This is a genomic window from Actinomadura alba (genome assembly GCF_014323705.1).
GTDB classification, from domain to species: Bacteria; Actinomycetota; Actinomycetes; order Streptosporangiales; family Streptosporangiaceae; genus Actinomadura_C; species Actinomadura_C alba.
This window is the reverse complement of sequence record NZ_JABVEC010000002.1, coordinates 66,481-79,844: the sequence shown is the minus strand read 5'-3', so window position 1 is coordinate 79,844 and position 13,364 is coordinate 66,481. Positions and strand designations below refer to the sequence as shown.

The 13,364-nt window shown below is 66.9% G+C and carries 22 protein-coding genes; all 22 read right to left on the bottom strand.

Annotated features, from left to right (window positions below; all coding sequences use genetic code 11):
• Positions 1-53: 53 nt before the first annotated feature.
• Positions 54-440 carry a 50S ribosomal protein L18 gene (gene rplR / locus HKK74_RS03435; RefSeq protein ID WP_222721829.1) on the bottom strand — a complete coding sequence of 129 codons (387 nt, stop codon included), beginning with the start codon at positions 438-440 and terminating at the stop codon, positions 54-56.
• A 2-nt stretch (positions 441-442) separates the two neighbouring features.
• Positions 443-979, bottom strand: a complete 537-nt coding sequence (gene rplF, locus HKK74_RS03430; RefSeq protein ID WP_187241562.1) for a 50S ribosomal protein L6 — start codon at positions 977-979, stop codon at positions 443-445.
• A gap of 16 nt (positions 980-995) precedes the next feature.
• The gene (rpsH, locus tag HKK74_RS03425; RefSeq protein WP_187234318.1) at positions 996-1,394 is read right to left on the bottom strand and encodes a 30S ribosomal protein S8; all 399 of its coding nucleotides are present in this window, start codon (positions 1,392-1,394) and stop codon (positions 996-998) included.
• 148 nt (positions 1,395-1,542) lie between these two features.
• A complete protein-coding gene (locus HKK74_RS03420) occupies positions 1,543-1,728 on the bottom strand; it encodes a type Z 30S ribosomal protein S14 (protein ID WP_187234317.1) in 186 nt (61 codons plus the stop codon).
• A gap of 55 nt (positions 1,729-1,783) precedes the next feature.
• On the bottom strand, positions 1,784-2,365 hold the full coding sequence (gene rplE, locus HKK74_RS03415; protein WP_222721828.1) for a 50S ribosomal protein L5: 582 nt from the start codon (positions 2,363-2,365) through the stop codon (positions 1,784-1,786).
• The gene (rplX, locus tag HKK74_RS03410) at positions 2,365-2,679 is read right to left on the bottom strand and encodes a 50S ribosomal protein L24 (protein ID WP_222721879.1); all 315 of its coding nucleotides are present in this window, start codon (positions 2,677-2,679) and stop codon (positions 2,365-2,367) included. The genes rplE and rplX overlap by 1 nt, the downstream gene beginning before the upstream one ends.
• A gap of 11 nt (positions 2,680-2,690) precedes the next feature.
• A complete protein-coding gene (gene rplN, locus HKK74_RS03405) occupies positions 2,691-3,059 on the bottom strand; it encodes a 50S ribosomal protein L14 (protein WP_187241560.1) in 369 nt (122 codons plus the stop codon).
• 136 nt (positions 3,060-3,195) lie between these two features.
• Positions 3,196-3,468 (bottom strand): 30S ribosomal protein S17, encoded by a 273-nt coding sequence (rpsQ, locus tag HKK74_RS03400; RefSeq protein WP_187241558.1) that lies wholly within the window; start codon positions 3,466-3,468, stop codon positions 3,196-3,198.
• A complete protein-coding gene (gene rpmC, locus HKK74_RS03395) occupies positions 3,461-3,709 on the bottom strand; it encodes a 50S ribosomal protein L29 (protein ID WP_187241556.1) in 249 nt (82 codons plus the stop codon). The genes rpsQ and rpmC overlap by 8 nt, the downstream gene beginning before the upstream one ends.
• Positions 3,709-4,128: a 50S ribosomal protein L16 gene (rplP, locus tag HKK74_RS03390; RefSeq protein WP_187241555.1), complete on the bottom strand. Its 420-nt coding sequence runs from the start codon at positions 4,126-4,128 to the stop codon at positions 3,709-3,711. The genes rpmC and rplP overlap by 1 nt, the downstream gene beginning before the upstream one ends.
• Before the next feature lie 7 nt (positions 4,129-4,135).
• Positions 4,136-5,011, bottom strand: coding sequence for a 30S ribosomal protein S3 (rpsC, locus tag HKK74_RS03385; RefSeq protein WP_187241553.1), 876 nt, complete (start codon positions 5,009-5,011; stop codon positions 4,136-4,138).
• Complete coding sequence (gene rplV / locus HKK74_RS03380; RefSeq protein WP_187241552.1) at positions 5,011-5,403, bottom strand: 50S ribosomal protein L22; 393 nt, start codon at positions 5,401-5,403, stop codon at positions 5,011-5,013. The genes rpsC and rplV overlap by 1 nt, the downstream gene beginning before the upstream one ends.
• A gap of 26 nt (positions 5,404-5,429) precedes the next feature.
• Positions 5,430-5,708 carry a 30S ribosomal protein S19 gene (gene rpsS, locus HKK74_RS03375; RefSeq protein ID WP_187234310.1) on the bottom strand — a complete coding sequence of 93 codons (279 nt, stop codon included), beginning with the start codon at positions 5,706-5,708 and terminating at the stop codon, positions 5,430-5,432.
• Positions 5,709-5,719: 11 nt separating this feature from the next.
• Positions 5,720-6,553, bottom strand: a complete 834-nt coding sequence (rplB, locus tag HKK74_RS03370; protein WP_187241550.1) for a 50S ribosomal protein L2 — start codon at positions 6,551-6,553, stop codon at positions 5,720-5,722.
• Between the two features lie 125 nt (positions 6,554-6,678).
• Positions 6,679-6,981, bottom strand: coding sequence for a 50S ribosomal protein L23 (gene rplW, locus HKK74_RS03365; protein ID WP_187241548.1), 303 nt, complete (start codon positions 6,979-6,981; stop codon positions 6,679-6,681).
• Positions 6,978-7,622, bottom strand: a complete 645-nt coding sequence (gene rplD / locus HKK74_RS03360; RefSeq protein WP_187241546.1) for a 50S ribosomal protein L4 — start codon at positions 7,620-7,622, stop codon at positions 6,978-6,980. Before rplD ends, rplW begins: the two co-directional genes overlap by 4 nt.
• Entirely contained in the window at positions 7,619-8,269 is a 651-nt protein-coding gene (gene rplC, locus HKK74_RS03355) for a 50S ribosomal protein L3 (protein ID WP_187241545.1), read from the bottom strand. Before rplC ends, rplD begins: the two co-directional genes overlap by 4 nt.
• A gap of 13 nt (positions 8,270-8,282) precedes the next feature.
• On the bottom strand, positions 8,283-8,591 hold the full coding sequence (gene rpsJ / locus HKK74_RS03350; RefSeq protein ID WP_141956729.1) for a 30S ribosomal protein S10: 309 nt from the start codon (positions 8,589-8,591) through the stop codon (positions 8,283-8,285).
• Between the two features lie 102 nt (positions 8,592-8,693).
• Positions 8,694-9,887 carry an elongation factor Tu gene (gene tuf, locus HKK74_RS03345; protein WP_187241543.1) on the bottom strand — a complete coding sequence of 398 codons (1,194 nt, stop codon included), beginning with the start codon at positions 9,885-9,887 and terminating at the stop codon, positions 8,694-8,696.
• A gap of 81 nt (positions 9,888-9,968) precedes the next feature.
• On the bottom strand, positions 9,969-12,080 hold the full coding sequence (fusA, locus tag HKK74_RS03340; protein ID WP_187241542.1) for an elongation factor G: 2,112 nt from the start codon (positions 12,078-12,080) through the stop codon (positions 9,969-9,971).
• Between the two features lie 43 nt (positions 12,081-12,123).
• Positions 12,124-12,594, bottom strand: a complete 471-nt coding sequence (gene rpsG / locus HKK74_RS03335) for a 30S ribosomal protein S7 (protein ID WP_187241540.1) — start codon at positions 12,592-12,594, stop codon at positions 12,124-12,126.
• The gene (rpsL, locus tag HKK74_RS03330) at positions 12,594-12,968 is read right to left on the bottom strand and encodes a 30S ribosomal protein S12 (protein WP_187234303.1); all 375 of its coding nucleotides are present in this window, start codon (positions 12,966-12,968) and stop codon (positions 12,594-12,596) included. Before rpsL ends, rpsG begins: the two co-directional genes overlap by 1 nt.
• Positions 12,969-13,364 lie beyond the last annotated feature (396 nt).

Below are 13,364 nucleotides of genomic sequence, written 5' to 3'. Positions count from 1 at the left end.
GCTCCTCTCGATCGATTTGCAGGCCGTACGGCCCGTTCCCTGGACCAGAGCCATCAGAACTCCAGCCCGCTCTCCCGCGCGCCGTCCGCAAGGGCGGCGATGCGGCCGTGGTACTTGTTGCCCGCACGGTCGAAGACCACCGCGGTCACGCCGGCGTCCTTGGCGCGTTGCGCCAGGAGCTCGCCGACCTTGCGCGACTTGGCGGTCTTGTCGCCGTCGTCGGACCGCAGGCCGGCCTCCAGCGTCGACGCCGACACGAGCGTACGGCCGACGGTGTCGTCGATGATCTGCGCGAACACGTGGCGGGTCGATCGGGTCACGACCAGCCGTGGCCGCGCGGCGGTGCCGACGACCTTCTTGCGGACCCGCAGGTGCCGGCGCGAACGAGACGCAGCGCGTGCACTCGTGCCCTTCCGGACCAGGGTCTTGCTGCCAGCCATGACTACTTCCCAGCCTTTCCGACCTTGCGGCGGATCTGTTCGCCTTGGTAGCGCACGCCCTTGCCCTTGTACGGGTCCGGCTTGCGCAGCTTGCGAATATTGGCCGCGACCTCGCCGACCTTCTGCTTGTCGATGCCCTCGACCGAGAAGATCGTCGGCCTTTCGACCTTGAAGCTGATGCCCTCGGGAGCCTCGACCGTGACCGGGTGGCTGTAGCCGAGGGAGAACTCCAGGTTATTTCCCTTCGCCTGGACCCGGTAACCGACACCGACGATCTCCAGGGTCTTGATGTAACCCTGGGTCACTCCGACGATCATGTTGTTGATCAACGACCGGCTGAGGCCGTGCAGCGCTCGCACGGTGTTCTCGTCGTTCGGCCGGATGACCGTGACGGTGCCGTCCTCGAGCTTCACCTCGATCGGCTCGGCGACCGTGAGCGAAAGCTCGCCCTTCGGCCCCTTCACCGCGACCGAGCGCCCGTCGATCTTGACCTCGACACCACCGGGAACGGAGATGGGCAGACGTCCGATTCGTGACATGTCCTGGACCCTCCCCTCACCAGACGTAGGCGAGGACTTCCCCGCCCACACCACGCTTGCCGGCCTGCTTGTCGGTCATCAGGCCGGACGACGTCGAGATGATCGCGACGCCGAGACCGCCCAGGACCTTCGGCAGGTTGTCCTTCTTCGCATAAACCCGCAGACCAGGCTTCGACACCCGCTTGATCCCGGCGATCGAACGCTCCCGGGTCGGGCCGAACTTCAGGTCGATCACGAGCTTCTTGCCGACCTCGGCATCCTCAACATGCCAGCCGGAGATGTAACCCTCCTGCTGAAGGATCTCGGCGATGTGCGCCTTGATCTTCGAATACGGCATTCCCACGATGTCGTGGTAGGCCGAGTTCGCGTTACGCAGACGGGTCAGCATGTCCGCGATCGGGTCGGTCATCGTCATGGTCTACTGCTCCCTCGCCGCGGTTTCCGCACGTGGCGGACCTTCGACGTGGCCGGCGCCGCCGTGGCGGCGCGTTGGTCATTTCTTACCCTGGCCGTCGACCCGGCCCCGCGTTCCGGGGCCGTGCGGGGGGAACGCCCCCCGCCGGTCACCAGCTCGACTTCGTGATGCCGGGCAGTTCGCCGCGGTGCGCCATCTCCCGGAAGCAGATCCGGCACAGGCCGAACTTGCGGAAGACGGCACGCGGGCGACCGCAGCGCGAGCACCGAGTGTAGGTGCGCACGCCGAACTTGGGCTTACGCCCCGCCTTGGCGATCAGCGACTTCTTCGCCATCAGTTCTCCTAGTTGCGATCCTCAGCCACCGCGAGCGGCGACTGCGTCGGGAAGCTCAGGCTTCCTTGAACGGGAAGCCCAGGAGCTTCAGGAGCGCCCGGCCCTCGTCATCGGTCGTCGCGGTGTTGACCACCGTGATGTCCATGCCACGCTGCCGATCCGTCTTGTCGGGATCGACCTCGTGGAACATCACCTGCTCGGTCAGCCCGAACGTGTAGTTGCCGCGGCCGTCGAACTGCTTCGGCGACAGACCACGGAAGTCACGGATCCGCGGGAGCGCGAGCGACAGCAGCCGGTCGAGGAACTCCCACATCCGGTCGCCGCGCAGCGTCACGTGGGCGCCGATCGGCATGCCCTCGCGCAGCTTGAACTGGGCGATCGACTTCTTCGCCCGGTTCACGGCCGGCTTCTGACCGGTGATCACGGTGAGGTCGCGGACGGCACCCTCGATCAGTTTGGCGTCGCGGGCCGCCTCGCCGACACCCATGTTGACCACGATCTTGGTCAGCACGGGTGTCTGCATGACGTTGGCGTAGCCGAACTGCTCCTGCATCGCCTTCGCGACCTCTTCGCGGTAGCGCTGCTTGAGCCTGGGCACCGCCCGGGTCCCGGTCGTCTCAACACTGGTATCGGTCATCAGATTTCCTTGCCGCTACGGCGCGAGACGCGAACCTTCGTGCCGTCCTCGTTCACCCGATAGCCGACCCGGGTGCGCTTGTCGCCCTCGACCAGCATCACGTTGCTGACGTGGAGCGGCGCCTCCTTGGTGATGACGCCGCCCTGCTTGGCGCCCCGCGCACCCTGGTGGTCCACCTTGGTGTTCTTCTTCATGAGGTTGACGCCCTCGACGATGACGCGCTGCGTTTCGGGGTCGACCGAGATGACCTTCCCCTTCGCGCCCTTGTCCTTACCGGCGATGACGACGACCTCGTCGCCCTTCTTGATCTTCAACTTCATCTTCATCACAGCACCTCCGGCGCGAGGGAGATGATTCGCATGAATTTCTTCTCGCGAAGCTCCCGGCCCACCGGACCGAAGATGCGCGTGCCGCGCGGGTCCCCGCCGTCCCTGATGAGCACAGCCGCGTTCTCGTCAAAGCGGATGTAGGAGCCGTCGGCACGGCGGCGCTCCTTGCGGGTGCGCACGACGACGGCCTTGACGACGTCACCCTTCTTCACGCCGGCGCCGGGAAGGGCGTCCTTCACGGTCGCGACGATGATGTCGCCGATTCCCGCGTAGCGCCGACCCGAGCCGCCGAGTACGCGGATGCAGAGAATCTCCTTCGCACCCGTGTTGTCGGCGACCTTGAGTCGCGACTCCTGCTGGATCACGTCTAACTCCTGTGTGTCACGCCGGTTCTCTTGCGAGCCTGGCGGTTCTACCCCTGTACGGAGATCTCTGCCCCCGTCGAGGGGGGAGTGCGGGAAGGCGTGGGCGCTTACGCGGACCGCCCTCCCGCAGGTCCAGTTACTTGGCCTTCTCGAGGATCTCGGTGACGCGCCACCGCTTGGTGGCCGACAGCGGGCGGGTCTCCATGAGGCGGACCCGATCGCCGACGCCGCACGCGTTGGCCTCGTCGTGTGCCTTATATCTCGTCGTACGGCGGATGATCTTGCCGTACAGAGCGTGCTTCACGCGGTCCTCGACGGCGACGACGACGGTCTTGTCCATCTTGTCGCTGACCACGATGCCCTCGCGGACCTTGCGGTTACCGCGGACCTCTGTCGTCTGCTCAGTCATTCTTCTCGTCCTCCACGGGCTCTTCGGCGACCGTGACGATCCCGAGCTCCCGCTCCCGCATCACGGTGTAGATGCGGGCGATCTCGCGCTTCACCGCACGCAGCCGCCCGTGGCTCTCCAACTGACCGGTGGCCGCCTGGAAGCGGAGGTTGAACAGCTCCTCCTTGGCCTCCTTCAGCTTGGACACCAGCTCGTCCCCGGGCTCGGTCCGCAGCTCTTCGGCGGTAAGACCCTTGGCCATCAGGACTCACCCACCTCTCGCTTGACGAACTTGCACTTCATGGGGAGCTTGTGCATCGCGCGACGCAGTGCCTCGCGAGCCAGGGGCTCGGGTACTCCGGCCAGCTCGAACATCACCCGGCCGGGCTTCACGTTGGCGATCCACCACTCGGGCGAGCCCTTACCGGAACCCATCCGGGTCTCGGCCGGCTTCTTGGTGAGCGGACGGTCCGGAAAGATGTTGATCCAGACCTTTCCGCCACGGCGGATGTGCCGGGTCATGGCGATACGCGCGGCCTCGATCTGCCGGTTGGTCACGTAGGACCCCTCGACAGCCTGGATGCCGAACTCGCCGAAGGTCACCTTCGTACCGCCCTTGGCCATGCCACGACGCCGCGGGTGGTGCTGCTTACGGTGCTTGACCTTGCGAGGGATCAGCATTGGTCGGTCAGCTCCCCTCACCTGTCGCAGCCGGCGTGGCGGGCGCGGCCTGCTCGGCCGCCCCGGTGGCCTGCTGCTCTGAACTCTGCTTGGCGGCGCCACCGCGGTCGCCACGCTCACCACGACGTCCACCGCCGCCACCGCCACCGCCGCCGCCGCCGCGACGCTGCGGGCGGTCGCCGCCGCGGCCACCACGCCGGTCGCCGGCACCGGCACCGGCGCGCTGCGCCGCCGCCTTGGCCTCACGCTCGGCGCGCGTCTGCGGCGCCTCGCCCTTGTAGATCCAGACCTTCACGCCGATCCGGCCGAACGTCGTACGGGCCTCGTAGAAGCCGTAGTCGATGTCGGCGCGCAGCGTGTGCAGCGGCACCTGGCCCTCGCGGTAGAACTCCGACCGCGACATCTCGGCGCCGCCGAGGCGGCCGCCGCACTGGACCTTGATGCCCTTGGCACCGCTCTTCATGGCGCTCTGAATCGCCTTGCGCATCGCCCGGCGGAACGCCACCCGGCTGGACAGCTGCTCGGCCACGCCCTGCGCGACGAGCTGCGCGTCGATCTCGGGGTTCTTCACCTCGAGGATGTTCAGCTGGACCTGCTTGCCGGTCAGCTTCTCAAGGTCGCCACGGATCCGGTCGGCCTCCGCGCCGCGGCGGCCGATGACGATGCCCGGCCGGGCGGTGTGGATGTCGACGCGGACACGGTCACGGGTGCGCTCGATCTCGACCTTGGAGATGCCCGCACGGTCCATGCCCTTCTGGAGCATCCGCCGGATCGCGACGTCTTCCTTGACGTAGTCCTTGTAGAGCTTGTCCGCGTACCACCGGCTCTTGAAGTCGGTGGTGATGCCCAGCCGGAACCCGTGCGGGTTGACTTTCTGTCCCACTATCGGGTCCTCCTCGTCTTGTTGGCGGTACCCCCGCGGGGCGCCGTGGCGGCGCTTTCGGGCCGCGACTCGACGATCACGGTGATGTGGCTCGTGCGCTTGTTCACCCGGTAGGCCCGGCCCTGCGCGCGCGGCCGGAACCGCTTGAGCGTCGGTCCTTCGTCGACCCAGGCCCGGCTCACCACGAGGGTGTCGGCGTCGAGTTTGTTGTTGTGCTCGGCGTTGGCGATGGCGCTCGCCAGCACCTTGCCCACCGGCTCACTAGCAGCCTGGGGGGCGAACCGCAGCACCGCCTGAGCCTCCGCGGCCGGCAGGCCGCGGATGAGGTCCACCACGCGGCGGGCCTTCCTGGGCGTGACGCGGATGAACCGCGCCTGGGCCCTGGCTTCCATCGCTGTTCCCTCTCTCTAACTCAGACTCAACGCCGGCTGCGGCGGTCGTCACGGACATGGCCGCGGTAGGTCCGCGTCGGCGAGAACTCGCCGAGCTTGTGACCGACCATGGCATCGGTGATGAACACCGGGACGTGCTTGCGGCCGTCGTGCACGGCGATCGTGTGACCGATCATCTCCGGCACGATCATGGAGCGCCGCGACCACGTCTTGATGACGTTCTTGGTGCCCTTCTCGTTCTGCACGTCCACCTTCTTCATCAGGTGGTCGTCCACGAACGGGCCCTTCTTGAGGCTACGTGGCATGACAGCGACTCCTACCGCTTCTTCTTGCTGCGACGACGGACGATGAGCCGGTCGCTGGGCTTGTTCGCCCGGCGGGTGCGTCCCTCCGGCTGGCCCCACGGGCTGGACGGGTGCCGACCACCGGAGGTCTTGCCCTCACCACCACCGTGCGGGTGGTCGATCGGGTTCATGGCCACACCACGGACGGTCGGGCGCTTGCCCTTCCAACGGGAACGGCCGGCCTTGCCCCAGTTGATGTTCGACTGCTCGGCGTTGCCGACCTCACCGACCGTGGCCCGGCAACGTACGTCCACCATCCGCATCTCGCCGGAGGGCATCCGCAGCGTGGCGTAGGTGCCCTCCTTGGCCAGCAGCTGGACGCCGGCGCCCGCGGAGCGGGCGATCTTGGCGCCGCCGCCCGGCCGCAGCTCGATCGCGTGCACGACCGTACCGGTCGGGATGTTGCGCAGCGGCAGGCAGTTGCCCGGCTTGATGTCCGAACCCGCGCCGTTCTCCACCCGGTCGCCCTGCTTCAGGCCCTGGGGGCAGAGGATGTAGCGCTTCTCCCCATCGGCGTAGTGCAGCAGCGCGATCCGCGCGGTGCGGTTGGGGTCGTACTCGATGTGCGCCACCTTGGCCGGTACGCCGTCCTTGTCGGCGCGCCGGAAGTCGATGACGCGGTAGGCGCGCTTGTGGCCGCCGCCCTGGTGCCGCGTGGTGATGCGGCCGTGGTTGTTACGGCCGCCCTTCTTGGGGAGCGGACGCAGCAGCGACTTCTCGGGCTCGCGGCGCGTGATCTCGACGAAGTCGGCCACGCTGGAGCCGCGACGACCCGGAGTCGTCGGCTTGTACTTACGGATGCCCATCTTATTCGTTCATCCCTTGTCTGCTTCGAGGCCGGCCTCAGGCGACCGGACCGCCACTGTGCTCATCGCTTCGGGGCCTCCGGCAGCGGCCGGGGCGTCGAGCGGCGAGCCGCAGTGGAGCCCGATCATGCTGCCGGACCTCCGAAGATGTCGATCCGCTCGCCCTCGGCCAGGCTGACGATGGCGCGCTTGGTGTCCTTGCGCTTACCGAAGCCGTGGCGGGTGCGCTTGCGCTTGCCCTGCCGGTTGATCGTGTTCACGCTCGCGACCTTGACCTGGAACACCGCCTCGACCGCCTGCTTGATCTGGGTCTTGTTGGCGTCCGGCTGCACGAGGAACGTGTACTTGTTCTCGTCCAGCAGCCCGTAGCTCTTCTCCGAGACGACGGGCGCGATCAGGACGTCGCGGGGGTCATCGATCTTGCTCACTTGTCCGCCCCCTCCCTCTTCATCGTCTTGATCGCCCGGGTCACGAACTCGTCGTAACCCTTCTCGGTGAACACCACGTCGTCGCTGCAGAGCACGTCGTAGGTGTTGAGCTGACCGGCCACGAGGAGGTGGACGCTCTGCTCGTTGCGCAGGCTCGCCCAGGTCACCTCGTCCGTGCCGTCCAGCACCAGCAGGATGTTGCGCGACTCGGTGATCTCGCGCAGCGCGGTCAGAGCGGCCTTGGTCTTCGGCGTGTCGCCGTCGACCAGCGGGCCGACCACGTGCACCCGGCCGTGCCGGGCCCGGTCGGACAGGGCGCCGCGCAGCGCGGCGGCCTTCATCTTCTTGGGCGTCTTCTGCGCGTACGAGCGCGGCTGCGGGCCGTGCACGACGCCACCGCCGGCGAACTGCGGCGCGCGGGTCGAGCCCTGACGGGCCCGGCCGGTGCCCTTCTGCCGGTACGGCTTGCGGCCACCGCCGGAGACTTCGCCCCGGGTCTTGGTCGAGGCCGTGCCCTGCCGGGCCGCGGCGAGCTGCGCCACGACCACCTGGTGGATCAGCGGCACGTTGACCTTCGCATCGAAGATCTCGGGCGCCAGCTCGACGTCGGCTCGTGTCGCCTTGGACTGCTGCTCACTCATGCGCCCGCTCCCTTCACAGCGTTGCGGACCAGCAGCACGCCGCCGTTCGGGCCGGGGACCGCGCCCTTGATGAGCAGCAGACCCTTGTCCGCGTCCACGGCGTGCACCGTCAGGTTCTGCACGGTGGTGCGCGCGTTGCCGTGCCGCCCCGCCATGCGCAGACCCTTGAAGACGCGACCGGGTGTCGCGCAGCCGCCGATCGAACCGGGTGAGCGGTGCTTGCGCTGCGTGCCGTGCGAGGCGCCGAGTCCCTTGAACCCGTGGCGCTTCATGACACCGGCAGTGCCCTTGCCCTTGCTCGTGCCCGTGACGTCGATCTTCTGGCCGGCCTCGAAGACGGCAACGGTGATCTCCTGGCCGAGTTCGTACTCGGTGGCGTTGTCGGTACGCAGCTCGACGACGTAACGGCGCGGCGTGACGCCGGCCTTGTCGAACAGACCCGTGCGCGGCTTGTTCACCTTGCGCGGGTCGATCTGGCCGTAGCCGAGCTGGACGGCTGAATAGCCGTCGGTGTCGGGCGTGCGTACCCGGGTGACAACGCACGGCCCGGCCTGGACGACGGTTACCGGCACCATCCGGCCCTCATCGTCGAAGACCTGGGTCATGCCGAGCTTCTCGCCCAGGACGCCCTTTCTCTGCTTACTCATCTGGGTGCGTCCTCTAGAGCTTGATCTCGATGTCGACACCGGCCGGAAGGTCGAGCCGCATGAGCGAGTCGACCGTCTTGGGTGTCGGATCGATGATGTCGATCAGCCGCTTGTGCGTGCGCATCTCGAAGTGCTCGCGCGAGTCCTTGTACTTGTGCGGCGAGCGGATGACGCAGTACACGTTCTTCTCGGTCGGCAGCGGCACCGGGCCCGCGACCTTGGCGCCCGTGCGCGTCACCGTCTCGACGATCTTTCGCGCCGAGGTGTCGATGACCTCATGGTCGTAGGCCTTGAGCCGGATGCGGATCTTCTGTCCCGCCATGGTGGCCTCGGTGTCCTTTGCTTCTAGTGCCGCTGGTTGCTTCGCTGTCGTGGTGCGGCGGCCCGGTCATTGACGAACCGGGGCCGCCGCCCGCGTGGGGTCTTACTTGAGAATCTTGACGACGCGGCCGGCACCGACGGTGCGGCCACCCTCACGGATCGCGAACTTGAGACCTTCCTCCATCGCGATCGGCTGGATGAGGTCCACCTTCATCTCGGTGTTGTCGCCCGGCATGACCATCTCGGTGCCCTCGGGCAGGTTGACGACGCCGGTCACGTCCGTGGTCCGGAAGTAGAACTGCGGACGGTAGTTGTTGAAGAACGGCGTGTGCCGGCCACCCTCGTCCTTGGACAGGATGTAGACCTGCGCCTCGAACTCGGTGTGCGGGGTGTTGGTGCCCGGCTTGATGACACACTGACCGCGCTCGACGTCCTCGCGCTTGATGCCACGCAGGAGCAGGCCGACGTTGTCGCCCGCCTGACCCTGGTCGAGCAGCTTGCGGAACATCTCGACACCGGTGACGGTGGTCGTGGTGGCCTGCTCCTGGATGCCGATGATGTCGACGGTCTCGTTGACGTTCACGACACCGCGCTCGATCCGGCCGGTGACGACCGTGCCACGACCGGTGATCGAGAAGACGTCCTCGATCGGCATGAGGAACGGCTTGTCGGTCTCACGCACCGGCTCGGGGACGTTCTCGTCCACGGCGGTCATGAGCTCGACGATCTTCTCGCCCCACTCGGCGTCGCCCTCGAGCGCCTTGAGCGCCGAGACGCGCACGACCGGAACGTCGTCGCCCGGGAACTCGTAGTCGCTGAGAAGCTCACGGACCTCGAGCTCCACGAGCTCCAGGATCTCCTCGTCGTCGACCATGTCGGCCTTGTTGAGGGCCACGACGATGTACGGCACGCCGACCTGGCGGGCGAGCAGCACGTGCTCCTTGGTCTGCGGCATCGGGCCGTCGGTGGCGGCCACGACCAGGATCGCGCCGTCCATCTGCGCGGCACCCGTGATCATGTTCTTGATGTAGTCCGCGTGACCCGGGCAGTCGACGTGCGCGTAGTGCCGCGCCTCGGTCTGGTACTCGACGTGCGCGATGGAGATCGTGATGCCCCGCTCCCGCTCCTCCGGCGCCTTGTCGATCTCGTCGAACGGCGTGAAGGGATTCAGGTCCGGGAACTTGTCGTGGAGCACCTTGGTAATCGCCGCGGTAAGGGTGGTCTTACCATGGTCGATGTGCCCAATGGTGCCGATGTTTACGTGCGGCTTCGTCCGCTCGAACTTGGCCTTGGCCACTGGTGTCTCCTTGTGAATCTGACGCCTTTCGACGTCCGTCTACGTTTGTTGAAACTGGCTGGCAATACCGGGCGGCAGCGTTTATTCGCCCCGCGCCTTCGCGATGATCTCCTGCGCGACGTTCCCCGGAACCTCGGCGTAGGAGTCGAACTGCATGGTGAATACCGCTCGGCCTTGGGTCTTGCTGCGCAGGTCGCCCACGTAGCCGAACATCTCGGAGAGGGGGACGATGGCCTTGACGACGCGGGCCCCGTGGGACTCGTCCATCGCCTGGATCTGGCCACGCCGGCTGTTCAGGTCGCCGATCACGTCACCCATGTTGTCCTCGGGAGTGGTGACCTCGACCGCCATCATCGGCTCCAGCAGCGTGGGGTCGGCCTTGCGGGCCGCCTCCTTGAACGCCATGGAACCGGCGACCTTGAACGCCATCTCCGAGGAGTCCACGTCGTGGTAGGCACCGTCACGCAAGGTGACCTTGATGCCCACCAGCGGGTAGCCCGCGAGTACGCCGAACTCCGCGGCCTCCTGGCAGCCCGCGTCCACGGACGGGATGTACTCCCGCGGGATGCGACCACCGGTGACCTTGTTCTCGAACTCGTAGCCGTCACTACCGCCGCCCAGCGGCTCCAGGTCGATGATGACCCGGCCGAACTGGCCGGCACCACCGGTCTGCTTCTTGTGCGTGTAATCGACCTTCTCGACCTTGCGGCGGATGGTCTCGCGGTAGGCGACCTGCGGGCGGCCGACATTGGCCTCGACCTTGAACTCCCGCTTCATCCGGTCGACCAGGATCTCCAGGTGGAGCTCGCCCATCCCCGAGATGATGGTCTGACCCGTCTCCTCGTCCGTGCGGACCTGGAAGGACGGGTCCTCCTCGGCCAGCCGCTGGATCGCGGTGCCCAGCTTCTGCTGGTCGACCTTGGTCTTCGGCTCGATGGCCACGTTGATGACCGGGGCCGGGAAGGTCATGGACTCGAGGATCACCGGATTGGCCGGGTCGCTCAGCGTCTCGCCCGTGGTGGTGGACTTCAGGCCCATCACCGCGACGATGTCGCCGGCGCCCACATGGCCGATCTCCTCACGCTTGTTCGCGTGCATCCGGTAGATCTTGCCGATCCGCTCCTTGCGGCCCTTCACGCTGTTCAGGACCTGCGTGCCGGCCTCGAGCACACCCGAGTAGACCCGGATGTAGGTCAGCTTGCCCAGATGCGGGTCGCTCATGATCTTGAAGGCGAGCGCGGAGAACGGCTCGTCCTCGCTCGGCTTGCGAGCGATGACCTTGTCCTCGCTCTTCACGTCGTGTCCCTCGACGGAGGGAACGTCGATCGGCGAGGGCAGGTAGCGGACGATCGCGTCCAGCAGTGGCTGAACGCCCTTGTTCTTGAAGGCCGTTCCGCACAGCACCGGAGTCAGGTTGCCGGCGATGGTCGCGCGACGGATCCCGGCGATCAGCTGGTCCGCCGTGGGCTCGTTGCCCTCGAGGTACAGCTCCATGATCCCGTCGTCGCCCTCGGCCAGCGTCTCGACGAGCCGGTCGTGCCACTCGCGGGCCGCCTCGGCGTGGGTGTCCGGGATGTCGACGGTGTCGTACATCTCGCCCATCTTGGCCTCGGGGCTCCACACGAGCGCCTTCATCGACACCAGGTCGATGACGCCCTTGAAGTCCGCCTCGGCGCCGATCGGCAACTGCAGCACCAGGGGCGTCGCGTTGAGCCGTGACACGATCATGTCGACGCAGCGGTGGAACTCCGCGCCGACCCGGTCGAGCTTGTTGATGAAGCAGATCCGCGGGACGCCGTAGCGGTCGGCCTGACGCCACACCGTCTCGGACTGAGGCTCAACGCCGGCCACGCCGTCGAACACGGCGACGGCACCGTCGAGCACCCGCAGCGACCGCTCCACCTCGACGGTGAAGTCGACGTGCCCGGGGGTGTCGATGATGTTGATGGTGTGGTCGGTCTTGTCGACCTCCCACTTGCAGGTCACAGCGGCGGAGGTGATGGTGATTCCCCGCTCCTGCTCCTGCTCCATCCAGTCGGTGGTGGCCGCGCCGTCGTGGACCTCGCCGATCTTGTAGCTCATGCCTGTGTAGAACAGGATGCGCTCAGTCGTCGTCGTCTTGCCCGCGTCGATGTGGGCCATGATCCCGATGTTGCGGACCTTGGCCAGGTCTACACCGGTCTGAGTAGCCACTGTGCTCGCGTCCTCGCGTCTTCTCGTACGTCTGTGGGCTGGATTACCAGCGGTAGTGGGCGAAGGCCTTGTTCGAGTCCGCCATCTTGTGGGTGTCCTCGCGCTTCTTCACGCTCGCGCCGAGGCCGTTGCTCGCGTCGAGCAGCTCGTTCATCAGCCGCTCGGTCATCGTCTTCTCGCGGCGCTGCCGGGAGTAGACGATGAGCCACCGCAGGGCGAGGGTGGTGCTGCGCGCAGGGCGCACCTCCACCGGCACCTGGTAGGTCGCGCCGCCGACTCGCCGGCTGCGGACCTCGAGGGTGGGCTTCACGTTGTCGAGCGCGCGCTTCAGCGTGACGACCGGGTCGTTGCCGGTCTTCTCGCGGGCGCCCTCGAGCGCGTTGTACACGATGCTCTGCGCGATCGAGCGCTTGCCGTCCAGCAGCACCTTGTTGATCAGCGCGGTGACCAGCGGCGAGTTGTACACCGGGTCAGCGATCAACTGACGCTTGGCGGCAGGTCCCTTGCGGGGCATCAGCTCTTCTCCTTCTTCGCGCCGTAGCGGCTGCGCGCCTGCTTGCGGTTCCGCACACCCTGGGTGTCCAGGGTTCCGCGGATGATCTTGTACCTGACACCCGGGAGGTCCTTCACACGACCACCTCGCACGAGCACGATCGAGTGCTCCTGCAGGTTGTGGCCGACGCCCGGGATGTAGGCCGTGACCTCGATTCCGCTCGACAGCCGAACACGGGCGACCTTACGAAGCGCGGAGTTCGGCTTCTTGGGCGTCGTCGTGTAGACGCGCGTGCAGACACCCCGGCGCTGGGGGCTCCCCTTAAGCGCGGGCGTCTTGTTCTTGGTCACCTTGTCCTGGCGGCCCTTTCGGACCAGCTGCTGGATCGTGGGCACCGCGTCTCCGTCTTCCCTCGTACCGAGCCGGTAAGTCTTCTCTGGGCGATCGCACTCGCGTGCAACCTTCAATCGCAGCCCCTTGCGAGGCTGTGACCTGCCGGTTTCCCGACCTCTCCGACCCCCGCGGTCGGGCGTGTCGCGCCCGCCGCAATCCATCCGGCCCGCGAAGGCCGAACCGAGCCGGGGAGTTGAATGCGGCGCACGGCAGAGCCAGCACACACGCATGACGGCCCGCTTTGCCGCGGGCACGAAGGGAAAGACTACCCACCCACGTACCAAAGGTCAAAGCGAGCGGTCGATCCCGTCGGAGGGCAGCCTACAACCGCCCCTGTCTTCTCCTGTGCGGAACGACAGAATGCCGACGGTTGTTCCCGTCGGCATTCTGCCCGAGGC